The 23,912-nt window shown below is 71.3% G+C and carries 19 protein-coding genes; 14 read left to right on the top strand and 5 right to left on the bottom strand.

All coding sequences use genetic code 11. The features are described 5' to 3' along the window. The first annotated feature begins 69 nt into the window (after positions 1–69). The gene (locus AB0K35_RS01005; RefSeq protein WP_238669446.1) at positions 70–942 is read left to right on the top strand and encodes an LLM class F420-dependent oxidoreductase; all 873 of its coding nucleotides are present in this window, start codon (positions 70–72) and stop codon (positions 940–942) included. Between the two features lie 73 nt (positions 943–1,015). Here AB0K35_RS01005 and AB0K35_RS01000 read toward each other — a convergent pair whose 3' ends face one another. Continuing rightward, the gene (locus AB0K35_RS01000) at positions 1,016–3,277 is read right to left on the bottom strand and encodes a catalase (protein ID WP_363882692.1); all 2,262 of its coding nucleotides are present in this window, start codon (positions 3,275–3,277) and stop codon (positions 1,016–1,018) included. 184 nt (positions 3,278–3,461) lie between these two features. Between AB0K35_RS01000 and AB0K35_RS00995 the strand changes: the two genes are divergently transcribed. The 11 genes from AB0K35_RS00995 (at position 3,462) to AB0K35_RS00945 (ending at position 15,579) form a co-directional block, all read left to right on the top strand. Next, positions 3,462–4,361, top strand: coding sequence for an alpha/beta hydrolase (locus AB0K35_RS00995; protein ID WP_363882689.1), 900 nt, complete (start codon positions 3,462–3,464; stop codon positions 4,359–4,361). Positions 4,362–4,497: 136 nt separating this feature from the next. Further along, positions 4,498–5,283 (top strand): ATP-binding cassette domain-containing protein, encoded by a 786-nt coding sequence (locus AB0K35_RS00990; protein ID WP_238669444.1) that lies wholly within the window; start codon positions 4,498–4,500, stop codon positions 5,281–5,283. Next, entirely contained in the window at positions 5,280–6,002 is a 723-nt protein-coding gene (locus AB0K35_RS00985) for an ABC transporter ATP-binding protein (protein ID WP_030490741.1), read from the top strand. The genes AB0K35_RS00990 and AB0K35_RS00985 overlap by 4 nt, the downstream gene beginning before the upstream one ends. A gap of 30 nt (positions 6,003–6,032) precedes the next feature. Further along, entirely contained in the window at positions 6,033–6,911 is an 879-nt protein-coding gene (locus AB0K35_RS00980; RefSeq protein WP_363882686.1) for a branched-chain amino acid ABC transporter permease, read from the top strand. After that, a complete protein-coding gene (locus AB0K35_RS00975) occupies positions 6,908–8,020 on the top strand; it encodes a branched-chain amino acid ABC transporter permease (protein WP_238669443.1) in 1,113 nt (370 codons plus the stop codon). Before AB0K35_RS00980 ends, AB0K35_RS00975 begins: the two co-directional genes overlap by 4 nt. Before the next feature lie 83 nt (positions 8,021–8,103). Further along, the gene (locus AB0K35_RS00970) at positions 8,104–9,390 is read left to right on the top strand and encodes an ABC transporter substrate-binding protein (protein WP_363882683.1); all 1,287 of its coding nucleotides are present in this window, start codon (positions 8,104–8,106) and stop codon (positions 9,388–9,390) included. A gap of 145 nt (positions 9,391–9,535) precedes the next feature. Beyond that, positions 9,536–10,303: an SDR family oxidoreductase gene (locus tag AB0K35_RS00965; RefSeq protein ID WP_238669441.1), complete on the top strand. Its 768-nt coding sequence runs from the start codon at positions 9,536–9,538 to the stop codon at positions 10,301–10,303. Positions 10,304–10,397: 94 nt separating this feature from the next. Beyond that, a complete protein-coding gene (locus AB0K35_RS00960; RefSeq protein WP_238669440.1) occupies positions 10,398–11,009 on the top strand; it encodes a TetR/AcrR family transcriptional regulator in 612 nt (203 codons plus the stop codon). A 64-nt stretch (positions 11,010–11,073) separates the two neighbouring features. Beyond that, positions 11,074–13,899, top strand: a complete 2,826-nt coding sequence (locus AB0K35_RS00955) for an AAA family ATPase (protein ID WP_363882680.1) — start codon at positions 11,074–11,076, stop codon at positions 13,897–13,899. Between the two features lie 46 nt (positions 13,900–13,945). Next, positions 13,946–15,094: an acyl-CoA dehydrogenase family protein gene (locus AB0K35_RS00950; protein ID WP_363882677.1), complete on the top strand. Its 1,149-nt coding sequence runs from the start codon at positions 13,946–13,948 to the stop codon at positions 15,092–15,094. Positions 15,095–15,114: 20 nt separating this feature from the next. Then, positions 15,115–15,579: a MaoC family dehydratase gene (locus AB0K35_RS00945; protein WP_238669438.1), complete on the top strand. Its 465-nt coding sequence runs from the start codon at positions 15,115–15,117 to the stop codon at positions 15,577–15,579. Positions 15,580–15,698: 119 nt separating this feature from the next. Here the strand turns inward: AB0K35_RS00945 and AB0K35_RS00940 are convergent, their stop codons facing one another. Next, positions 15,699–16,178 carry a peptidase inhibitor family I36 protein gene (locus tag AB0K35_RS00940; protein WP_238669437.1) on the bottom strand — a complete coding sequence of 160 codons (480 nt, stop codon included), beginning with the start codon at positions 16,176–16,178 and terminating at the stop codon, positions 15,699–15,701. 357 nt (positions 16,179–16,535) lie between these two features. On the opposite strand from AB0K35_RS00940, the gene AB0K35_RS00935 reads away from it, so the two are divergent. Then, complete coding sequence (locus AB0K35_RS00935) at positions 16,536–20,174, top strand: hypothetical protein (protein WP_363882673.1); 3,639 nt, start codon at positions 16,536–16,538, stop codon at positions 20,172–20,174. A gap of 101 nt (positions 20,175–20,275) precedes the next feature. Here AB0K35_RS00935 and AB0K35_RS00930 read toward each other — a convergent pair whose 3' ends face one another. After that, the gene (locus AB0K35_RS00930) at positions 20,276–21,445 is read right to left on the bottom strand and encodes a cellulose binding domain-containing protein (protein WP_363882670.1); all 1,170 of its coding nucleotides are present in this window, start codon (positions 21,443–21,445) and stop codon (positions 20,276–20,278) included. On the opposite strand from AB0K35_RS00930, the gene AB0K35_RS00925 reads away from it, so the two are divergent. Further along, positions 21,444–21,659, top strand: a complete 216-nt coding sequence (locus tag AB0K35_RS00925; protein ID WP_238669434.1) for a hypothetical protein — start codon at positions 21,444–21,446, stop codon at positions 21,657–21,659. The genes AB0K35_RS00930 and AB0K35_RS00925 overlap by 2 nt on opposite strands. Before the next feature lie 62 nt (positions 21,660–21,721). Here AB0K35_RS00925 and AB0K35_RS00920 read toward each other — a convergent pair whose 3' ends face one another. Together AB0K35_RS00920 and AB0K35_RS00915 are read right to left on the bottom strand one after the other, a co-directional pair. Continuing rightward, a complete protein-coding gene (locus AB0K35_RS00920) occupies positions 21,722–22,720 on the bottom strand; it encodes an acetylxylan esterase (protein ID WP_363882667.1) in 999 nt (332 codons plus the stop codon). Between the two features lie 21 nt (positions 22,721–22,741). Continuing rightward, positions 22,742–23,779, bottom strand: coding sequence for a LacI family DNA-binding transcriptional regulator (locus tag AB0K35_RS00915; protein ID WP_238669432.1), 1,038 nt, complete (start codon positions 23,777–23,779; stop codon positions 22,742–22,744). Between the last annotated feature and the right edge of the window lie 133 nt (positions 23,780–23,912).

Raw genomic sequence — 23,912 nt, 5'->3', positions numbered from 1 at the left:
TTCGTAGGCGGTTCCGAGCCGCCTCCGGCAGACGCCGGGCGGCACTAGGCTCGTTGCGGAGGTGCCAACATGAAGCTCGGGCTGCACTACTGGAACTACTCGACTCCGGCCGACCCGGCCGCGATCGCACCGACCCTGGCGCAGACGGCGACAGTCGCCGAGCAGGCCGGCGTCGCGTCGTTCACGGTGATGGACCACTTCTTCCAGATGGACGCGGTGTTCGCGGCCGAGGAGCCGATGCTGGAGGCGTACACCACGCTGGGCTACGTCGCGGCCATGACGCAACGGATGACGCTGGGCGTGCTGGTCACCGGCGTGATGTACCGCTACCCGGGGTTGCTCGCCAAGACCGTGACGACCCTCGACGTGCTCTCCGGCGGCCGGGCCCGCCTCGGCATCGGCGCCTCCTGGTACGAGCGGGAGCAGCTCGGGCTGGGCGTGCCGGTCGTCCCGGTGGCCGAGCGGTTCGAGCGGTTGGAGGAGACGCTGCGCATCTGCCTTCAGATGTGGAGTGCCGACGACGGCCCGTTCAACGGGCAGCACTACCAGCTCGCCGAGACCATCAACTCGCCGCAGCCGTTGAGCCGCCCGCGCCCGCCGATCATGATCGGTGGTGGCGGCGAGAAGAAGACCCTGCTGCTGGTGGCCCGGTACGCCGACGCCTGCAACCTGTTCGGCCGCGGCGGCATCGACGACATCGCGCGCAAGCTGGATGTGCTGCGCGGGCACTGCGCCGCCGAGGGCCGTGACTACGACACCATCGAGAAGACCGTGGTCGCCGCCCAGGCGCCGCTGGACGACACCGACGCGTTCCTCGCCGAGGTGTCCGAGTACGCAGCGCTCGGCGTGCGCGAGGTGCAGGTGACGCCGGATCGGGACCCTGTCGAGTTCGCCCGGCGGCTCGGCGACGAGGTGCTGCCCCGGTTGGCCGACATCGGCTGATTCCACAGCGCCAGGACCCTGACCAGGGCCGTCCTCCCGGTGGTGCGGAGGACGGCCCTCGTCTGTGCCTGGGTCAGGCGACCGCGGCGGGGAACCGTTCCCAGACCCGGTGTGCGGCCATCAACTGCTGCACGGCGGTCAGCGCCTCGGCGCCCGAGCCCGCCGCCACGACGCCCGGGGTGCCGGCGACTCCGACCTGCTCCAGCACTGTGACGCCGGAGCCCCAGGCGCCGATCGCCTTGGCGTGCCGCCAGCACTCCTCGACGAGAAGCAGCACGCGGGGGTCCACGGTGGTTGGGGCCGGCGTGCCCGCCTTGGCGTCGCGGGCGGGCAGGGCATCCGGTGCGGGTGCCGGCGCGCCGGCCAGGAGGACCGCGTCGAACTCGACCGACCGGCCGGTGGCGAAGGTGCGCTGCACCGGCAGGTCGCCGACCATGCCGCCGTGCGGGGCGATCAGCAGCGGCACCATCCCGGCGTCGAACACGGCCCTGCGGACCTCGTCGACGCCCTCCAGGTCGCCGTCGGGGTCGACGACGATCCCGACCATCCGGCCGTCACTCGGCCACTCCCGACCGACCTGCGACAGCGCCGGGCTGGGCGTGACGTCGGGAAGCGGCACTGTCGGCTGGGGCGCGGGCAGGCCCAGGCCGGTGGCGACCTGTTCGCACAGCACCGGGTCGATGTTGGCGAGGCTCTGCAGCTGACGCTCCTTGATCGCCTGGTGGTAGCACTTGCCCAGCTCGAAGGTGTACGCCCTGATGATGTGTTCCTTCTCGACCGGCGACATGCTCAGCCAGAACAGGCGGACCTGGCTGTAGTGGTCGTCGAACGAGGCAGGGTTCGCGCGTACCTTCGGCGCCTGCGCCACGGTCACCGGCACGTCGACGAAGGCGTGCTCGGCGTCCCCGGCGGGGAACGGGTTGCCGCCGTCGAGCGAGTTCGGTCGGTACGGTGCGACGCCTGCGTGCACGGCGTGCTGGTGGAAGCCGTCACGCAGCATGTCGTTCACCGCGGCGTGCGGGCGGTTGATCGGGATCTGCGTGAAGTTCGGCCCGCCCAGGCGGGTGAGCTGGGTGTCGAGGTACGAGAAGAGCCGGCCCTGCAACAGCGGGTCGTTCGTGACGTCGATGCCCGGGGGCAGGTGACCGAGGTGGAAGGCGACCTGTTCGGTCTCGGCGAAGAAGTTCGTCGGCGTCCGGTTGAGCACCAGCTTCCCGATGGGCTGCACCTCGGCCAGCTCCTCCGGCACGATCTTCGTCGGGTCCAGCAGGTCGATGTCGGCGAAGGTCTCCTCGGGAGTGTCCGGGAAGACCTGGATGCCCAGCTCCCACTCGGGATACGCGCCGGCCTCGATGGCGTCGTAGAGGTCGCGTCGGTGGAAGTCCGGGTCGATGCCGCCGATCAGCTGCGCCTCCTCCCAGGTCAGCGAGTGCACGCCCAGCTTCGGCTTCCAGTGGAACTTTGCCAGCACCGTCTCCCCGGCCTCGTTGACGAGGCGGAAGGTGTGCACGCCGAAGCCCTCCATCGTCCGGTACGAACGCGGAATGCCCCGGTCGGACATGTTCCAGATGGTGTGGTGCTGCGCCTCGGTGTGCAGAGACACGAAGTCCCAGAAGGTGTCGTGGGCGCTCTGCGCCTGCGGGATCTCCCGGTCGGGGTGCGGCTTGCCGGCGTGGATGATGTCCGGGAACTTGATCGCGTCCTGGATGAAGAAGACCGGGATGTTGTTGCCGACCAGGTCGAAGGTGCCCTCGTCGGTGTAGAACTTCGTGGCGAAGCCACGGGTGTCGCGGACCGTGTCGGCCGAACCCCGCGAACCGAGCACCGTGGAGAACCTGACGAAGACGTCGGTCTCGCGCCCCTTCTTGAGGAACCCGGCCCTGGTGACCGCCTCGGCGGTGCCGTACGCGGTGAACACACCGTGCGCGCCGGCGCCCCGGGCGTGCACCACGCGCTCCGGAATGCGTTCGTGGTCGAAGTGCATGATCTTCTCGCGTAGGTGGTGATCCTGAAGGAGCACCGGGCCGCGCGGGCCGGCCTTGAGCGAGTGGTCGGTGTCGCGCAGCCGCGCGCCGTTCGCGGTCGTGAGGTAGGCCCCCTGCTGACCGTTGGCGATCGTCGGCGCGCCGGTCTCCGCGCCGGTCGGCGTGCGCGTCTGCGGTGCCCCCTGTTCGGGCTTCGGCGGTAGCGGGTCGTGCGGCGTCGTCGGCTCCTCGAGCGGCGGTGGCGCGCTCCCCGGCGCACCGGGGACATCCGGGGTGAGGGCGTCGGCGATCTTTCCTGAAGCGGTCTTCACGACGTTCTTGACCGCCTCGGCGGGCTTGCTGGAATCCACTGAATGAACCTCTCGATGGCGCGTGTGCGGGCCGGCGTCTGCCCTGCTACCCCAGGTCAGAGGGTCGAAACACCATTCATCTCGGCATCCCGCGCCCGGACTGGTGATTTCGCCGATGCCGAGATCGGCCAAGCAGCTAAAACTGACACACGTCGATATCCCTCGACTTTAGGGAGTGCCCGACGTGTCCTCACCAACCACCACCCGTCCCCGTTCCGTCGCAGCCCGTGCCACCCGGTTCGCGTTGGCCGCCGTCCTGGCCGCCGGCGGCGTACTGGCCGGATCCTCCGGTGCCGCCCAGGCCGCCGGCCCGTACGAGCGGGGCCCCGCCCCGACCACCGCGATCCTGGAGGCCAGCCGCGGCCCGTTCGCGACGGCCTCGCAGAGCGTGTCCTCGCTGAGCGTCACCGGCTTCGGCGGCGGCGTCATCTACTACCCGACCAGCACCAGCGAGGGCACCTTCGGCGCCATCGCCATCTCGCCCGGTTACACAGCCGCCTGGTCCAGCATCAGCTGGCTCGGACCGCGCATCGCCTCGCACGGGTTCGTGGTGATCGGCATCGAGACCAACACCCGACTGGACCAGCCGGCCAGCCGGGGCCGGCAGTTGCTCGCCGCCCTGGACTACCTCACCCAGCGCAGTTCGGTGCGGACCCGGATCGACAGCAGTCGACTCGCCGTGGCCGGCCACTCCATGGGTGGCGGGGGCAGCCTGGAGGCGGCATCGTCGCGGCCGTCGTTGCAGGCCGCTGTGCCGCTGGCACCGTGGAACACCGACAAGAGCTGGTCCGAGCTGCGGGTGCCCACCCTGATCGTCGGTGGGGAGAGCGACAGCGTCGCGCCCGTCGCGACGCACTCGGTGCCGTTCTACAACAGCATCCCGGCCTCCGCCGAGAAGGCGTACCTGGAGTTGAACGGGGCGAGCCACTTCTTCCCGCAGACCACGAACACGCCGACCGCGCGGCAGATGGTGGCCTGGTTGAAGCGCTTCGTCGACGACGACACCCGTTACGAGCAGTTCCTCTGCCCCGGCCCGAGCGGCTCGCAGATCCAGGAGTACCGCAACACCTGTCCCAGCGCCTGACGGCGGTCACGGGGCGGTCGCCGCTGGCGGCCGCCCCGTCCACGTGCGCGAAGGGGCATTGAAGGTCTTGACGCCAAACCCGAGAAACGTACACTGCGAGTGTAAATAAACACCCGCCACGACAGAGGGATGGGTGATGGAGCGCGGCCTCGAACTGCACCACATCGGCGTCCGTTTCGGCGGCCTCACCGCCCTCGACGACGTGTCAGTGCGGGTGCCACCCAACCGGGTGGTGGGCGTCATCGGGCCCAACGGCGCCGGCAAGACCACGCTGTTCAACGTGATCTGCGGCTTCGTCGCACCGGAGACGGGCTCACTCACCCTCGACGGCCGGCCGCTGCGGCCACGGCCGCACCGGCTGACCCGGCTCGGCATCGCCCGGACCCTCCAGGGCACCGGACTCTTCGCCGGGCTCAGCGTGCTGGAGAACGTGATGACCGGCGCCTCCCACACCGCCCGTGCCGGCTTCGTCCCGGCGCTGCTCGGGCTGCCGGCCAGCGACCGCGACGAGCGCCGGCTGCGCGGGGACGCCCTCGCCATCCTCGACGAGCTGGGCATCGCCGAGCACGCCGGGGCCGCGCCGACCACACTGCCCTTCGCCGTACGCCAGCGGGTCGCCCTGGCCCGCGCGCTCGCCGCGCGGCCCCGGCTGCTCCTGCTCGACGAGCCGGCCGGTGGCCTCGGAGCGGACGACATCGCCGAGCTGGCGGAGCTGGTCCGGCAACTGCCCCGGCGGGACACCGCCCCCTGCGCCGTGCTCCTGGTCGAACACCACATGGACCTGGTGATGGCCGTCTGTGACGAACTCGTGGTGCTCGACTTCGGCCGGGTCATCGCCGCCGGCACCCCGGACGAGATCCGCGACGACCCCGCGGTCACCGACGCGTACCTCGGTGTCACAGTCGAGGAGGCATCCCCATGACCGCGACCGACCTGCTCGTCGTGCGGGGGCTGGTCGCCGGTTACGGTGCCGCGCCCGTGTTGCGGGCCATCGACCTCACCGTCCCGGCCGGCACCATCGCCGCTGTCGTCGGCGCGAACGGCGCCGGCAAGACCACTCTGCTGCGCGCGCTCTCCGGCATGATCCGCCCGGCCGCCGGCCAGGTCCTGCTGGCCGGGGAAGACCTTCGCGGTACGCCGGTGGAGCAGCTCGTCCGACGCGGCATGGCGCACGTGCCGGAGGGTCGTGGCGTGATCAGCGAGCTGACCGTCGACGAGAACCTGCGGCTGGGCGGGCTGTGGCGACGCGACCGGGCCGACGCCGGGCGGGCCCTCGACGAGGTCTACCAGCTCTTCGAGCCGCTGGCCCGACGCCGCCGGCACCTCGGTCACCAGCTCTCCGGCGGCGAGCGGCAGATGCTCGCGCTCGGTCGGGCCCTGGTCGGCAGACCCCGTCTGCTGCTGCTGGACGAGCCGTCGCTCGGCCTTGCGCCACGGGTGGTCGCCCGGACCATGGCCCTGCTCCGCCAACTGCGCGACCGCACCGGGCTGACCGTCCTGCTGGTCGAGCAGAACGTGCGCAGCGCGCTCGCCGTCGCCGACCAGGGCGTCGTGATGTCCCTCGGTCGGGTGGTGATCGCCGCCCCGGCGGTGCAGCTACGCGACGACGTCGACCTGCGCCACGCGTACCTCGGTTTCTGACCACCACCTCGTCCCCCGGAGGGAGGACTGTTGGACCGCTTCGTGTTCCTCACCGTCGACGGCCTGTCCCGGGGCGCGGTGTACGCCGCGTTCGCGGTGGCCCTGGTGCTCATCTGGCGGGCGGCGCGGGTCGTCAACTTCGCCCAGGGAGCGATGGCCGTCGCCGCCGCGTACGTCGCCTACACGGTCAGCACCGCTACCGGTTCCTACTGGCTGGGTTTCGTGGTCGCGATCGTCGCCGGCCTGCTGCTCGGCGCGCTGGTGGACCGCGTGGTGATGCGGCACGTCGATCACGCCTCACCGCTCAACCCGGTGATCGTCGCGCTCGGGCTGGTGCTGCTGATCCAGGCCGTACTGGGCATGGTGTACGGCAGCGAGTTCCGCCCGGCCGAGGCCCCGTTCAGCCGGTCCGCCCTCACCGTGGGTGGGGTCGCCGTGCTGTCCCCGTACGACCTGTTCGTCTTCGCCACGATCGGCGTGGTGGTCAGTGGCCTGGCCTGGATGTTCGCCCGTACCCCGGTGGGGTTGCGGATGCGCGCGGCGGCCTTCGCTCCGGAGGTCTCCCGGCTGCTCGGGGTCAACGTCGGTGGGATGCTGACCCTCGGCTGGGCGCTCGCCTCCGGGGTGGGCGCGCTGGCCGCCATGCTGGTCCTGCCGACCGAGTTGGGCCTGCACCCGCACGCGATGGACCTGGTGTTCGTCTCGGCGTTCACCGCGGCGGTGGTCGGCGGGCTGGACAGTCCACCGGGGGCGGTGGTCGGTGGGCTGGTGGTGGGGCTGCTGCTCTCCTACGTCAGCGGTTACGCCGGCAGTGACCTCACTCCGCTCGCGGTGCTGGTCCTGCTGCTGGCGGTGCTGCTGGTCCGGCCCGGTGGGCTGTTCGCCCCGGTCGCGGCGAGGCGGGTGTGAGCGCCACGAGGGCGGCGCTGCCGCCGAGAGAGCAGCTGGACGACCGGGGCGGCCGACCGGTCGACCGGCGACGCGGCTCCACACTGCTGCGCCACCTGGCTGTGGTGCTGGCCGCCGGGTTGCTGTTGGTGGCGGTCAGCTACTCCGTCGAGCCGTTCCGCAACTTCCAGCTCGCAACTGTGGCCGCCTACCTCTGCGCGACGGCTGGGCTGACCGTCCTCACCGGGCTCAACGGTCAACTGTCGCTCGGGCACGGCGCGTTGATGGCCACCGGGGCGTACACGGTGGCGCTCTGTCAGACCGCGTTCGCCGACCGGGGGATGACCGGCGGCTGGCTGTTGCCGCTGTCGTTGGGTGCGGCGATCGTCTGCACGGTCGCGGTCGGCGCGGTGGTCGGTGTGGCCGCGGCCCGGCTGCGCGGCCCCTACCTGGCCGGGGTCACCCTCGCGGTGGCCGTGGTGGTGCCGGCGCTGGCGGTCACCTTCGACGGCGTGTTCAACGGCGAGCAGGGGCTGTCGGTGCCGGTGGAGCCGCCGCCGTTGTCGCTCGGCCCGTACTTCCCGTACGAACGGTGGCAGCTCTGGGTCACCGGCGCGGCCACCCTGCTCGCGTTGCTGCTGTTGGCGAACCTGATCCGCAGCCGGTACGGGCGTACCTTCCGGGCGGTCCGCGACGACGAGGTGGCGGCCCGCCTGGCAGGCATCCACGTGGCCCGCACCCAGGTCCTCGCGTTCGTGGTCAGCGCCGCCACCGCCGGGCTCGGCGGCGCGCTCCTGGCGGTGCTCGCGCAGAGCGTCTCACCCGGCGCGTTCTCGCTGACCCTGTCGCTGTTCCTGCTGATGGCAGTGGTGATCGGTGGCCTGGGTCGACTGACCGGCGCGTTGTGGGGAGCCGTCCTGCTGGTCGCCCTGCCCGATCTGACCCACTCGGTGACCGAGATGCTCACGCTCTCGCCCGCGGTGGCGCAGCGGCTGGAGGGCAACCTTCCCCTGGCGATCTTCGGGCTCACCCTGATCGTCGTCATGATCGCCGCCCCCGGCGGTGTGCAGGGTCTGCTGTCGCGTCTCGGCCGGGCGTTGCTGGCCAGGCGGCCGACCCGGCGTTCCTGAGCTGTCCTCGGTCCGGCCTCGGCCGGGCGCCCCACCACCACACCGTTCCCAGACAACCGGACCGAGAAAGGTCGGTGTTTCCCATGCACCGTAAAGCGCATCGCGGCCTCGCGATCGCCAGCACCCTTGCCCTGCTCATCACCGCAGCCGGCTGTAGCGGCGACGACGGACCCGGCTCCGGCGGGGCGTCGGTGCCGGGTGTCACCGCCACCGAGATCGTCGTCGGCACCCACATGCCGCTGACCGGGCCGGCCTCGGCCGGCTACTCGAAGATCGCCCCGGCGACGAAGGCGTACTTCGACTACGTCAACGCCAACGGCGGAGTGCACGGCCGCAAGATCACCTACAAGATCATGGACGACGGCTACAACCCCGCGAACACCCAGCAGGTGGTCCGTCAGCTCGTCCTCCAGGACAAGGTCTTCGCCGTCCTCAACGGTCTGGGTACGCCGACGCACACCGGTGTGCTCGACTTCCTCAAGAGCAACCGGGTGCCAGACCTGTTCGTCGCCTCCGGCAGCCGCAGCTGGGACCAGCCGGACAAGTATCCGGGCACGTTCGGGTTCAACCCGGACTACACGGTCGAAGGCAAGATCCTCGCCAACTACGCGAAGCGGGACCTGGCCGGGCAGAAGGTCTGCTTCCTCGGTCAGGACGACGACTTCGGGCGGGACAGCCTGGCCGGCGTGGAGAAGGTGCTCGGCGCCACGGCCGTGGCGGTCAAGCAGACGTACGTCACCAGCAACACCAACGTGGCGCCGCAGATCGGCGCGTTCAAGGCGGCCGGTTGCCAGGTCGTCGTGCTGGCCACAGTGCCCGGCTTCACCGCGCTCTCCATCGGCACCGCGGCGCGGCTGGGCTTCAAGCCGCAGTGGCTGGTCTCCAACGTCGGCGCCGACCACCCGACACTGGCCAAGCAGCTCGGCGCCGCCGCGCCGCTGTTGGAGGGCATGGTCGGCACCAACTACCTGCCGATGCAGAACGACACAGCGAACCCGTGGATCCAGCTCTTCACGAAGGTCAACAAGGAGCACAACGGCGACGCGCCGTTCGACGGCAACACCGTCTACGGCATGTCGGTCGGCTACCTCTTCGTGCAGGTGCTGCTCGCCGCCGGCAAGGACCTGAGCCGGGAGAAGGTGCTGGAGGCAGTGCAGAAGGGCGGCTTCCAGGGCCCCGGGCTGGTGCCGCTGCGCTTCTCCGCGAAGGACCACTCCGGGTACGGCGGCCAGCGGTTGAGCCGGGTGAGTGGGGGAGTGCAGAGCTACTTCGGGCCGGCGTACGAGACGGACGAGGCGGACGGGTCGGTCAACGAGTACACCGCCACCCCGGCCGCGCCGCCGGCGAACGGGGTGCCGACCGTCTCCTGAGGCCCCGCAGCCCCGACGTCCGACCGGGCGTGGTCCCGCCCGACCACGCCCGGTCGGACGACTGCGCGCGTGCTGTCGGCTCGGCCTGCCGACCGGTCGCCGGAGGCGTTGACCGATACCGATCGACGCTCCTACTATCTGCACCGTGAATGCATATTCGGACCGACTCGCGGGCCGGGTCGCCATCGTCACCGGCGCCAGTCGGGGGATCGGTCTGGCCATCGCCCAACGCCTCGTCGCCGAGGGCGCGCGGGTGGGTCTGACCGCCCGCCGCCCGGAAGGGCTGGCCGAGGCGGTCGCCACCCTGGGCGGTCCGGCGCACGCCCTTGCGGTGCCGGGCCGGGCCGACGATCCCGAGCACCGGGCCGCCGCGGTGCGCCAGGTGAGCGCGGCGTTCGGCCCGGTGGATCTGCTGGTCAACAACACCGGCATCAACCCGGTGCACGGCCCGCTGGTCGAGCTGGACCTGGCTGCGGCCCGCAAGATCCTCGACGTGAACGTGGTCGCCGCGCTCGGCTGGGTGCAGGAGGTCTGCGCCGCCGGCATGACCGAGCGCGGCGGCTGCGTCGTCAACGTCTCGTCGATCGCCGGGCTGGGCCCGTCCCCCGGCATCGCCTGCTACGGGGTCAGCAAGGCTGCGCTCAACCACCTCACCGCCAGTCTCGCCGTGGAGCTGGGGCCGATGGTCCGGGTCAACGCGGTCGCCCCCGGCGTGGTGAAGACCCGCTTCGCCGCCGCCCTCTACGACGGGCGGGAGGCCGAGGTCGCCGCGCGGTACCCGCTCGGACGCCTCGGTCTGCCATCGGACGTGGCCGGCGCTGTCGCCTTCCTGGCCTCCGACGACGCCAGTTGGATCACCGGGCAGACCATCGTCTGCGACGGTGGCGTCTCGCTGACCGGCCGGGCCGGATGACGACGTCGGCGGAGCGTCCGGAGCCGCTGATCAACGGCTGTCTAGACTCGGCGGTGCGTCGGGGGACGCCATGGCGGTGAGGGGGCGAGGGCGGATGGACGGGGTCGATGTGGCGGGCCGGGTCGACGGGCGCACCGCCCGCGCCGAGCGGACCCGCGCGGCCATCGTCGAGGCGCACCTCGCGCTCATCTCCGAGGGTGACCTCCGCCCGACCGGGGAACGCATCGCGGAGCGGGCCGGGATCTCGTTGCGCACCCTCTGGACCAACTTCAAGGACATGGAAACCCTCTTCGAGGCCAGCGGCGCGGAGGTGCTCCGTCAGCAGGACGCCGCCTACCGGCCGATCTCGACCGGGCTGCCGTTGGCGAAGCGGGTCGACGCGTACTGCCGGCAGCGGGCCCGGCTGCTCCAGCTCATCGCGCCGTCGGCGCGGGCCGCCCAGATGCGTGAGCCGGTCTCCGAGCAGCTGCACCGCAACAAACTCAAGCACATCGAACGGGTCCGCGACGAGGTCGAGGAGCTCTTCGCCGTCGAGCTCGCCGAGGCCGGGCCGGGCCGGGAGCAGTTGCTCAACGCCCTGGTGGCGGCGAGCACGTGGCAGGCCTGGTCGATGCTGCGCTACGGGCTCGATCTCGGCGTGGACCAGGCCCGCGCGGTGATGTCCCGGACCGTGGGCGCCCTGCTGGCCGAGGTCGCGCCCGACTGATTCCGGCCCGGCCCGATATCGCCCCCTCTTTCCATTCGGTTTCCGATGGGTAACACTGGCAGGCATGGTTACTGCATCAAGAGTGCAACTAACCGTGCTGCGTGGCCGGGACGACGAGTGCCGGGCTGTCCGGAGCCTGCTCGACGGCATGACCAACGCCGGCGGTGCCCTGCTGTTGCGTGGAGAGCCCGGATCGGGCCGGACGGCACTTCTCGGCTACGCCCATCGGCACGCCGAGGGTGGCTGCACCGTGCTGGCCGGCAGCGGGCTCGCCGAGGAGGCCGCCCTGCCGTACGCCGGCCTGCAACGTCTTGTCGACCCGGTGCTCGACCGGGCCGCCGCGCTCCCCGGTGAGCAGCGCCAACTGCTGCGGCGCGCACTGGCCGGGGAGAGCTGCCCGGCCGACCGGCGGTTGACCCTGTCGATGGCGGTGCTCGGGCTGCTCGCCGCCGCCGCCCGGGACCGGCCGCTGCTCGCCACCATGGACGACATCGACCGGGGTGACCCGCAGACCGCGCAGGTGCTGGCGTTCGTGGCCCGCCGACTGCGGCACCTGCCGCTCGCCGTCCTGCTCACCGCGGACGTCACCGCCAACCTCGACGGGATACCGGCGCACCGACTGCGCGCGCTGAGCGAGCACGAGAGCCGCGCCGTCCTCACCGATCGACTCGATCGGCTGACCGAACGCGAGGGCGTCAACCGGCTCCCCGACCGGCCAGCCACGTCGGCCCTGACCGCCTTGGCCGCGATCGGCGGCGGCAACCCGCAGGCCCTTGTGGACCTCGCCGAGGTGCTCACCGCGGGGCAGTGGCGGGGCGAGGAGTCACTGCCCGCCGCGCCACCGGCGGACGGAGCGCTGGGTCGCGCGTACCGTGCCCGGCTGGACCGGCTGCCCCCGGAGACCCGGCGGGTGCTGTTGCTCGCCGCGCTCGATGAGGACGGCGAGCCGGGCACCCTGATCCGGGCCACGGCAGCCGCCGGCGCCGAGGTCGAGGCGCTCGCCCCGGCGGAGGTCGCCGGCCTGGTCCGCGTCGAGCAGCGCGGCGTCACGTTTCCGCAGCCGCTGGTGCGCACGATGATCGCGGCCAGCGCGCCGCTCGCGGAGCGTCGCGCGGCGCACCGACTGCTCGCCGAGGTGCTGGTCGCGGACGGGCAGCGGCTCCGCCGGGCGATGCACCTCGCCGCCGCGACCGCCGGTGCCGATCCGGCCCTCGCCGCCGAGCTGGAACAGGCGGCGGTCGGCGGACCCGACGGCTGGGTCGCCGCCTCGGTGGCCCTGCGGTGGGCCGCCGAGCTGAGCGACCAGCCGAGGCTGACCGCCACCCGCCTGCTGACCGCAGCCCGGTACGCCTGGGCCGGGGGACAACCCGACGAGGCCCGGCTGCTGCTCGACCGCCTCCGCGCGGTCTGCGTCGACCCGGTCGTTCGAGGCCGCGCCGATCTGCTCCGCGGCGAGCTGGAGCTGCGCTGCGGCACCGCGATGAGTGCGTCGGCCACGCTGCTGGCCTCCGCCGCGGCGGTAAACGGCACCGACCGTGCCCTGGCGTTGACCGGGCTGGTGCGGGCCGGGGAAGCGGTCTGCTTCACCGGCGACCAGTACCGGTACGCCGAGATCGGCCGGCGGGCGCTGGCGTTGCGGCGACCGGACGACCCACCGGCCATCGAGGTCATGGGCTGTCTGGTCGCCGGGGTGGCGGCGACCCTGCGGGGCGACCACGAGCGAGCCGGGCCCGCGCTGCGCCGCGCCGTGGTGCTGGGCGACCGGCTGACCGGTTGGGCGTTGACCCCCACCGCGCTCAGCTGCGCCGCGGCGGCCGGACTGCTGGTGGCAGTGGACGGCGCGGCCCACCGGCTCGCCGAACGCGCCGTCGAGCTGGCCCGGGAACGGGGTGAGTTGTCCATGCTGCCGCGGGCGTTGGAGCTGCGGGCGGTCGCCGAGTACTGGCTGGGTCGGCACGAGGCGGCGGCGGAGACCTCCCGCGACGGGCTGCGCGTGGCTCGGGCCACCGGGCAGGTCAACTGCGCCAACGTCCATCTGGGCATGCTCGCCGTCCTCGCCGCGATCCGGGCCGATCGGGAGACCAGCCTGCGGCGGATCCGCGAGATCGGCGAGTCGCCGACGCCGGGCAGCCGCCCGCATGCGCTCGCCGCGTGGGCTCTGGCGGTGCTCGACCTGGTTGACGGCCGGCACGCCGAGGCGGCGGAGCGGCTGGCGTCGCTGGCTCGGCTCGGCACGCGCCGAGGCCAGGTCCTCGTGCAGGTGATGGCCACCCCGTACCTGGTGGAGGCGGCGGCGCACCTGGCGCACCGGCCGGCGGCGACGGCCGCGCTCGCCGCGTTCGACAGGTGGGCCAGCAGCACCGCGAGCCCGTTGCGCCGGGCCCTGTCCGCGCGGTGTCACGCACTGCTCGCTCCTCGGGGCGGCCCCGAGGCGGAACGGGACTTCCAGGCGGCGCTGCGTCTGCACCCGACCGAGGCCGGCACGTTCGAGCGGGCCCGCACCGAACTGCTCTTCGGTCAGGAGCTGCGCCGCAGTCGACGCCCTCGCGACGCGCGGACGCACCTGCACCAGGCCCGCGAGATGTTCAGCCTGCTCGGGGTGGAGTGCTGGGCCGAGCAGGCCACCACGGAGCTGCGGGCGGCCGGGGAGTCGATCGGTCCGCCGGACCTGCCCGCGGCGCGGTTGTTGACCGGCCAGCAACTGCGGATCGCCGAGTTGGTCGCCGAGGGCGCCACCAACCGGGAGATCGCCGCCCGGATGTTCCTCTCCACCCGCACCGTGGATCACCACCTGCGCAACGTGTTCCACCGGCTGGGCATCCGTTCGCGGACCGAACTGGCCCGCGCGTTCACCGCCGAACGGCACGTCGGTCTGGCCTTCGACCGGTGAACGTCCGGTCTGGACGCGTTTAACTATCACCGCTAGTTTGAGCGTCATGGACCTCACCCTCTCCGCCGAGCAGGCGGCGGTCCGCCAGCTGGCCGCCGAGTTCGCCGACCGCGAGCTGCTGCCGCACGCGGCCGCCTGGGACCGCCGCGAATCGGTCGACCCCGCCATCGTCGGCATGCTCGGTGACCTGGGCTTCCTGGGGCTGACCATCGCCGAGACCGACGGCGGTTCCGGCGGCGACCACCTCGCGTACTGCCTGGTCCTGGAAGAGTTGGGCCGGGGCGACTCGGCGGTGCGTGGCATCGTCTCGGTCTCCCTCGGCCTGGTCGCCAAGTCGATCGCCGCGCACGGGAGCGCGGAACAGCGTGCCGAGTGGTTGCCGAAGCTCTGCGCCGGCAGCGCACTCGGCTGCTTCGCGCTGACCGAGCCGGACAGCGGATCGGACGCGGCCGCACTGGGCACCCGCGCGATCCGCGACGGCACCGACTGGCTGCTCACCGGCACCAAGATGTTCATCACCAACGGCACCACCGCCGACGTCGCGCTGGTCTTCGCCCGCACCGGCGGCCCCGGGCACCGCGGAATCACCGCGTTCCTGGTGCCCACCGACAGCCCGGGGCTGACCCGGCGGGAGATCCACGGCAAGCTCGGCCTACGCGGTCAGGCCACCGGCGAGCTGGGCTTCGACGAGGTGCGCGTGCCGGACACGGCCCGCCTCGGTGCCGAGGGCGCCGGGTTCCGGCTGGCCCTGGCCACCCTCGCCAAGGGGCGGATGTCGGTGGCCGCCGGCTGTGTCGGCATCGCCCAGGGTTGCCTCGACGCGGCAGTCGGTTACGCCGGGCAGCGCACCCAGTTCGGCAAGCCGATCGCCGCACACCAGCTCGTCCAACAACTGCTCGCCGCCATCGCGGTCGACACGGCCGCCGCCCGGCTGCTGGTGTGGCAGGTGGCCGACCTGATCGACCGCGACCAGCCGTTCGCCACCGAGGCGTCGACGGCCAAGCTCTTCGCCAGTGAGGCCGCCGTCCGCGCGGCCAACAACGCGGTCCAGGTCTTCGGCGGGTACGGCTACATCGACGAGTATCCGGTCGGCAAGTATCTGCGCGACGCCAGGGTGGCAACGCTCTACGAGGGCACCAGTCAAATTCAGCAACTCCTCATCGGACGCGCGCTCACCGGCGTCAACGCCTTCTAACAGCTGTAGGGAGATCCGGCATGAGAGTCTTCACCTCCGTCGAGGAGTTGGCCGCCGCGACCGGCGAGAGCCTCGGGCCCGGTCCGTGGCAGCGCATCGAGCAGAGCCGCGTCGACCTCTTCGCCGACGCCACGGACGACCACCAGTGGATCCATCTCGACCCGGTCCGAGCCGCGGCGGGGCCGTTCGGCGGGACGATCGCCCACGGGTACCTCACCCTGTCGCTGCTGCCAGCCCTGGCGGGCGGGCTCTACCGGGTCGAGGGGGTGGCGATGGGTGTCAACTACGGGCTGAACCGGGTGCGCTTCCCCGCGCCACTGCGGGTCGGCGCCGCCGTACGCGCCACCGCCACCATCGTCGACGTGTCGCCGGTGAGCGGCGGTGTGCAGCTGGTCGTGACGGTCACAGTGGAGAGCGACAGTGGCGGCAAGCCCGTCTGCGTGGCCGAAACCGTGAGCCGGCTCTACCGCGCCGTGGAGCAGTGACCGACGAGTTCGGCGAGGGTCGCGAGGTGCTCGGTGCTGCGTCCTACCCGGCCTCCTGAGCACCTCCGCAGGCTGAGGGGCGGCGACGGGATCCCGTCGCCGCCCCATCGCTGCGCGTCCTAGCAGTCGACGCGGAGCGAGCTGGCCCTGTTCCTTGCGCTCGTCGCCAGATTGACGTTCTTGCTGTTATTCCAGATCGATTGCAGCGGTGTCCCCGTTCCGCTGGCATTGTCGAAGAGGCGCATCGTGCCTCCGCCGCGGTTCCGTACCGACTCGATGTTGTTGTTCATGCCGGACGGCATAGCCAGGTTGGGCTCACAGCGGGCCAGGATGTACATGGTTCCCGTCGCGTTGAGGCCGGTCCACAGGCAGGCGTAGCCGGCCGGACAGTCGCCCCAGGCCTGGGTTCCGAAGTCGACCGCGGTCAAGCCGCTGCTCGTCGCGGTCTGCGGCCGGGCGTCGGCGGACGCTGCGGACGCCGGAGAGCCCGCCAGCGGCACGAGCAGGCCGACGGCGACCGCGAGGGCCGCGAATCGGTGCCGCACCGAAAGTCGGGGTCGCGACAGACCGTTTTCAGCTGCCGTAGGGGTGATATTCATGTCTACCTTTCCTGGACTGCTGACGCTTCAACAATTGACGTTGCCTCGGTAGCGAACTCGTAATCGAATACCCCCTCTTCCATTCGGGGATTGCGTGACACCCCCGTACCCAGGGCGGCCATCAGTGCTGTGGGTAACAACGCCGATGCCGTTTCTGGCGTGCATCACACACCCCCTCCAGTTCTCCTTGGTGTCGTCGATCGACTCGAGTCGTCGAACGTGGCCGTACGCCTGGTTGCGCGGTGGCTGCTATCCGACACTCGTCGATCGGCGTTCACGGAACTAGATATAGTCGCCAATGGATTGTTTGCCAATAATGTCGCCAGGCTGACAAACAACTCTGTGACGGGGGACAACGTGGGAAGACCTGAGCGGCCGCTCGACCCGGAGGCAGGCGAGCTGGAGCGGTTCGCACTCGACCTGCGTCAGCTGCGGACAAAGGCGGGTTCGCCGACCTACCGTCAACTGGCCAGACGCGCGCACTTCTCGGTGACCACCCTGGCGAAGGCGGCCAGCGGAGAGACCGTGCCAAGCCTTCAGGTGACACTGGCGTACGTGGCCGCCTGTGACGGCGATCCAGCCGAATGGACCGAACGGTGGCACAGCCTGATCGCGAGCATGACGTCCGCCGAGACGGTGGGGGCCAGCCGCGGGCCGTACTGGGGAATGGCAGCGTTTCAGCCGGAAGACTCAGAATGGTTCTTCGGACGTGAGCGCATGGTGGCCCAGCTCTGTGAAATGCTCACCCGCCTCCGGTTCGTCGCGGTTTTCGCCCCGTCTGGTGCGGGCAAGTCGTCCCTACTGCGAGCGGGTCTGATAGCGGCTGTGGTCGATAATCCGGTGAAGGGTCTGCCGACCTGGGCCACACTGCTGATGACGCCCGGCGAACATCCCATCGAAGAGCTCGCGTTCCAGCTCGCCAATGAGCAGGACCTGGCTCGTGACACGGTCCAACGCCAACTGACCGATGATCCGGCCAGCATTCGCGAAACGATCGAGCAGATTCGTGATGCCCGCTCATCGGTCGCGAACATGCTCATCGTGGTGGACCAGTTCGAGGAGCTCTTCACGCTCTGCCGGGACGAGGAGGAGCGATCGGGCTTCATTGCCGCGCTGCTCGCCGCAGCGGAGATCCCCAGGGTTCGCGTGGTGCTGGGAGTGCGGGCCGATTTCTATGGTCGGTGTGCCGCCTATCCGGCCCTGGTGGCCGCTCTCCATGAGCACCAGCTGTTGATCGGCCCGATGGACGATGAGGATCTGCGTCGGACGATCACCGGCCCCGCCGAGCGCGCCGGGTTGCTCGTCGATCCGGCACTGGTGGAGATGGCAGTGGCAGACGTCGGCGGTCAGACGAGCGCGCTGCCGCTGCTGTCCCACGCGCTGTTGGAGACGTCGCGCCTGCGGCAGGGTAAACGGATCACACTGGCCCACTACCGCGAGTCAGGCGGCGTGAACGGCGCCATCACGCGTACCGCCGAGGGGGTGTACGCGCAGTTCGACGAAAGGCAACGAGGGCTGGCACGGGACATCTTCCTGCGCCTGACCGCCCTCGGTGACGGCACCGAGGACACCCGACGCCGGGCGCCCCTCGCCGAGTTGGTGGGTGGGTCGGACCCGTTGGCCGCGGCTGAGGTGCTGGGCAGGTTGACGGCCGCGCGGTTGGTCACGGCCGATGAGAAGGGCGTCATGGTGGCCCACGAGGCCCTGATCCAGGAGTGGCCCCGGCTGCGTCGCTGGCTGACCGAAGATCGGGAGCTGCTGCGCTCCCATCGCAGGCTGACGGGGGCTGCCGCCGAGTGGGATCGGCATGACCGTGTGGACGGATTCCTGTATCGGGGGGTCCAGTTGGCGCTCTGGGGAACGCACCAGGTGATGGACCTCAGTGACCTGGAACGGGACTTTCTGGAGACCAGCCGTGCCCGAGAGAGCCGGCGCCGGGCAGCCCGACGGCGGCGGACCAGCGTGGCGTTGACCGCGCTCGCGGCGACCGTTGTCGTCGTGAGCGTCCTCGCCGCAGTGGCACTGGTGCAGGCGAACAGGGCGGCCGCCGAACGAGACCTCGCTGTTTCCCGGCAGCTGACCGTCGAGGCCAACAACCAACTGCAGATCGATCCACAGCAGGCGCAGCGCCTCGCCCAACGCGCTCTGACCACACGCCCGACCGTCGGCGCGGAGATGGTGCTGCGCCAGGCCGCCGCCGATGACCGACTGCAGGCGATTGTGCCGATGAGCGGCAAGAAGGCATTGGGGGTGGCGTTCAGTCCGGACGGAGGGCGGGTGGCGGCCACCGGGACCGACGGCGAGGTGCGGGTGTGGACCTGGGCCGGGCACGGCGTCTCCGGCCCGGGCCTGGCTCTCACCGGCGGACCCGAGGGACAGGTCTGGAGCCCGATGTTCAGCCCGGACGGGAAGCGACTGGTCACCGCCGGGTCGGACGGCACCGTCCGGATCTGGCAGGTCGATGGAACCACCGGTGCCATCGTTTTACGCGGGCACGAGGGCCCGGTCTGGGGAGCGGCCTTCAGCCCCGACGGACGGTTGGTCGCCAGTGCTGGCGAGGACACCACCGTTCGGGTCTGGGATGCCCGCGGCGGCTACCCACCGGTGGTGCTGCGTGGGCACAGGAAGGTGGCGGTCGGTGTGGCCTTCAGCCCTGACGGGCGCCAGTTGGCCAGCAGCGGCCACGACGCGACGGTGCGACTCTGGGACCTGGCCACGCGATCCACCAGAACGATTCTCACCGGGCCACGCGAGGCCACCAGGACACTGGTGTTCAGCCAGGACGGCACCCGCCTGGCCTGCTCCAGCGCCGACGGTACGGCCTGGGTGTGGCCGCTGACCGGGCCGGAGGCCCCGGTGGTGCTGCGCGGGCATGAGGGCACTGTGGAAGGGCTCGCGCTGAGCCCGGACGAGCAGTGGGTCGCGACCACCAGTGACGATCTGACCGTACGGATCTGGAACGTCAACGGCGCTGGCGACCCGTTGGTGCTGCGCGGCCACACCAACCGGGTCTGGGCGTTGGCGTTCAGCAGGGATGGATCCCGGTTGGTGAGCGCCGCCGATGATGGCACGTTACGGATCTGGGACCCGGGCAGCGATCGTCTGATCCTGCGGGGCCACAAGAAGGCCACCTGGTCCGCCGCGTTCACCCCGGACGGGCAGCGGGTGGTCAGCGGCGGCGAGGACGGCACGGTGCGGGTCTGGGAGCTGGCCGCACCCGCCGAGCCTCGGGTGCTCGGCAGCCACGACGGCGACGTCTACGGTCTCACTGTGAGTCCGGACGGGACGAGTGTGGCCACCGGCGGCCGCGACGGCAGCGTACGGGTCTGGGACCTCGCCGGCAGACACGATCCGGTGGTGCTCCGGGGGCACGAGAAGCAGGCGTGGACCGCTGACTTCAGCCCTGATGGCCGCCGCCTGGCCAGCGTCAGCAACGACCGGAGCCTGCGAATCTGGGACCTCAGCGGTCAGAGTGCCCCGGTAGTCCATCGGGTCGCCGAGGAGATCCGGTACGCCGCCTTCAGCCCGGACGGCACGAAGGTCGCCACAGCCGGCGCGGAGGGCACCCTACGGATCTGGGACGCTCTCGGCACTGCCGAACCACTACTACTTCCCGGTCACGAGGGACTGGTGTGGGCCGTGGCGTTCAGCCCGGACGGACAACGGGTCGCCAGTGCCGGCTTCGACGGCACCGTGCAGATCCACTCCGTCGCGGGCGGCAGCGCGCCGATCGTGTTGCGAGGGCACGAGGGTCCCGTCTGGCACGTGTCGTTCAGCCCGGATGGGCAGTGGGTGCTCAGCTCTGGAAAGGACGGCACCGGTCGGCTGTGGCGCGCTTCGGAGGCCGCGCAGTCAGTGACCTTCGGGGGATTCGGCGCCTCCGTGGAGACCGTCGACTTCAGCCCGGACGGCGAGCGGCTCGTCTCGACGCATGACGACGGCACCGTACGCGTCTGGCCCTGCCGTGCGTGTGTTCCGGTCCAGAACCTGATGTAGCCGTGAGGGCCACCGTTCACGGCGTTGACGCGGGGTCTCGCCGACCAGCGGGTGCCGGGGGCGGTGCCGGGCCGCCGGGCCCGGCACCGCGAGGGCCGGTGTCAGGCGACCGCGCAGGCGGTGCCGTTGAGGGTGAACGCGGCCGGCCGGCCGGTGCCACCCGTGTGGGTCGCCTGGAAGCCGATGTCGACCGAGGTGTTGGGCGCGATCGTCGCGTTGTAGGAGACGTTGCGGGCGGTCACCGCTCCGCTGGACGGGGAGTAGGTGGCGTTCCATCCGCTGGTGATGGCCTGCCCACCGGGCAGGGTGAACGCCAGGGTCCAACCGTTGACCGGCGTGCTGCTCGTGTTGGTCACCGAGACCGACGCGGTGAGACCGCTGTTCCAGGCGTTGACCGTGTACGTCACGCGGCAGTCGCCGGACGGCGGGGGAGTGGTCGGCGGGGGCGTGGTGGGCGGGGGCGTGGTGGGCGGGGGCGTGGTGGGCGGGGGAGTGGTCGGAGGTGTGTCGCCTCCGATGCTGCCGGGCACGGTACGGAGAGCGTCGTACCAGGCGGCGGCCATCTTGCGGTAGCCAGTGGCGTTAGGGTGCACCCCGTCGGCCAGATCGCTGAGCGTCAGGGCGCGGTACATGTCGACCAGGTGTACGCGTTTTCCGGCGGCGGCCCGGCTCTGCACGATCCCGGGGATCGCGGCGTTGTAGCCCCGGACCTGGTTGTCAGCGCCGGACTTCGGGATGATCGTCGCGACGAACACGTCAGCGTTCGGGGCGGTGTTGGTGATCCGGTCGACGAGCGTGGCCAGCCGCGACGGAGCCCCGGACGTGTCGCCGTACATGTCGTTGGTGCCGATGTGCAGCAGCACGGTCCGCGGGTTCGTGGCCCGCAGCCAGTTCACCACGTTGGCGTCGATCTGGGCGATCGTCCAGCCGGAGTGGCCCTGGTGGTCGTGGTCGCCGAGGCTGGCTGGCCCGTTGAACTGGGAGCCGACGAAGTCGATCCGGTAACCACCGGACGTGAACCGCTGCCACAACTCGATCCGGTAACCGCCGGGGACGTTGAATCCGTCGGTGATCGAGTCGCCCAGTGGCATCACGCGTATGCCGCCGTTGGACTCCGCGCTGGCGGGAGTCGTCGCGACCGGCACGGCGGCGATGATGGCGGCGACGGCGGCCAGGGCCGTCCACCACCGGCGGGCCCGCCGGGGTCTCGACGTCCGTGCGCTGGCGGTCGGTGCGAGGGGGACGGGTTGAACGAGGGCTGGACTGCGCATGGGACTTCCTCTGGTGGGGGTGCGCGACGTCAGCGGCCACCGGGAGACGGTTGCCGCCACGAACGCGGTACGCGGAGGTGGGGTGCTCGGCACGACCAGGAGCCCGGACGTCTGCACTGGTGGTCGTGGCGGTTCGGGGTGGGCACCGGTCGTCGAGGGTCTGGCGCGACGGACCGATGAGCCGTGGCGGAAGTGTGCCCTGCACCTCGCCTGACGCACCATAGCGTGTTATCGCTAACACCGGCAATGCATCGGCGTTCAACGATGCCTGGGCTGCTACTCCCGGCCTGGATGGAGCACGGAACGCAGCCAGCGAAGCTGACGCCGGACGTGCACGGCCTCGCCGCCCTCATGGCCGTTGAACGGGTAGACGTGCATCTCCCGCTCGGGCGGGACCGGCCTCCCGTTCGCGGCGCCGTAGTGGTTGTAGGCGGCGAAGGCGGTTCGCGGCGGGCAGACCGTGTCGCGTTGGCCCACCCCGAAGTGCGCCGGAGCCGTCGCCCGACGCGCGAAGCTCACCCCGTCGACATAGGACAACGTGCGCCACACCGCCTGCTCGGCCTCCCGGTGCACAGCGAGGTACCGGGCGATCTCTCCGTACGGCGCGAGGTCGGTGAGCGCGACGGCCCGGCGCATGTCGCACAGGAACGGGGCGGTGGTCAGCACCGCGCTGAGATCCTCGACGAGACCCGCCACCGCCAGGGCGATGCCGCCGCCCTGGCTGTTGCCGACCACAGTGACCCGGTCACCGTCGACCCCCGGCAGCGCGCGGACCGCCTCGACAGCCCGCACCGCGTCGGTGATCAGACGGCGGTAGTGGTAGTCGCGCGGATCGAGGATCCCCCAGGTGGCCGGCCAGGGTCCGCCGGGCGCGCCGTGCGGGTCGGGGGTGTCCCCGGCGCCGTGCTGCCCCGCCTGGCCCCGGTTGTCCATCAGCAGGTGCGCGTACCCGGCCACCGCCCAGGTCGGCCGCTCGTGGGGCAGGCCGCGCCCGCGTCCGTAGCCGGCGTACTCGACCACGGCCGGCAGCGCCTCTCGAACCCCGGCCGGGCGCGTGTACCAGGCGCGGACCGGGTCACCGCCGAAGCCGGCGAACGAGACGTCCCAGGAGTCGAGCAGCCGCAGGTCGGTGGGTTCGGAGCGGACGTCGACGAGCACCGGTACGGCGGCTGCCTCGGCGAGCGTGTCCCGCCAGAACTCGTCGAAGTCGTCGGGTTCGGCGACCTCGGGTGCGTACCGCTGGAGCTCGTCGAAGGTGGAGGCGGAGTGGGGCACGGGTCCTCGCAGGGGCCGGGGTCAGTGCGGGTGGGCGGGGGGCGCGGTGCTCTCCCGGACGACCAGCTCGGTCACCAGGTCGATCCGGCTGGTAGCCGGCTCGTTTCCCCTGGTCAGGTCCAGCAACATCTGGGTGGCGATGCCGGCCATGTCGCGCAACGGCTGGTTGATCGTGGTGAGCGCCGGGTCGGTCCAGGCCGAGACCGGCAGGTTGTCGTACCCGATCACCGAGAGGTCCTCGGGCACTCGCAGGCCGCACTGACGGGCGGCCCGGAGCACTCCCATGGCCTGGATGTCCGACCCGGCGAAGATCGCCGTGGGTCGGTCCGGCCGCTGGAGTAGTTGCAGCCCGTGGGCGTGCCCGGCTCCGGCGGAGAAACTGCCGTAGCGGATCAGCTCGCGGTCGACCACTATCCCGGCTTCGTCGTGGGCCGACTGGAAGCCGGCGGCGCGGGCTCGGCTGCACAGCACGTCGGGTGGCCCGGAGATGATGGCGATCCGTCGGTGCCCCAGCTCCAGCAGGTGCCGGGCGGCGAGCAGGCCACCGTTCCAGTTGTTCGACCCGACGGTCGGCACGGAGGCCGAGGTGGCACTGTCGGTGTCGACGACGACGAACGGAATGCCCTGCCGGCGCAGGTGCTGTTGTTGGGCCTCGGCCAGGTGGGAGAGGACGAACACCACGCCCAGGGGGCGGTCGGCGAGTAACGCCTCCAACCATCGTGTCGGCGGGCGGTGCGCGCCGTCGAGCTGGGCGATCGACAGCCCGATGCCGGCCGCCGAGGTCACCGCCTCGACGCCCCGCAGGATCTCCATCGCCCAACCCGTGTCGAACTCGTGGAACACGAGGTCCACCCGGCCGCCGCTGGTCGCGTGTCGCCGGGCGCGGCGCTGGTACTGGTGGCGGTCGAGGCTCGCCTCCACCCGGGCTCTGGTGCCGGGGGCGACGTCGCCGCGTCCGTTGAGGACCTTGGACACGGTCGCGACCGAGACGCCGACATCGTTGGCGATGGTCGCGATGGTGGTGGAGGCGGGTGGGTCGAGCGGGCGGTGCTCTGTCATCGCGGCCTCATACAACATCCGAAAGTTTCGGGCGACCTTAACATGATGAGACATTCACGCCAGTGTGTGCGGCAGCCGGACTGCGCATTCACGGACATTGCGCGGCTTGTCGACGACGGAGCGCCGATGATGG

It is taken from the genome of Micromonospora sp. NPDC053740, assembly GCF_040677775.1.
Lineage (GTDB): Bacteria > Actinomycetota > Actinomycetes > Mycobacteriales > Micromonosporaceae > Micromonospora > Micromonospora alfalfae.
The sequence above is the reverse complement of the archived record's forward strand: the minus strand, read 5'-3'. Positions and strand labels throughout refer to the sequence as shown.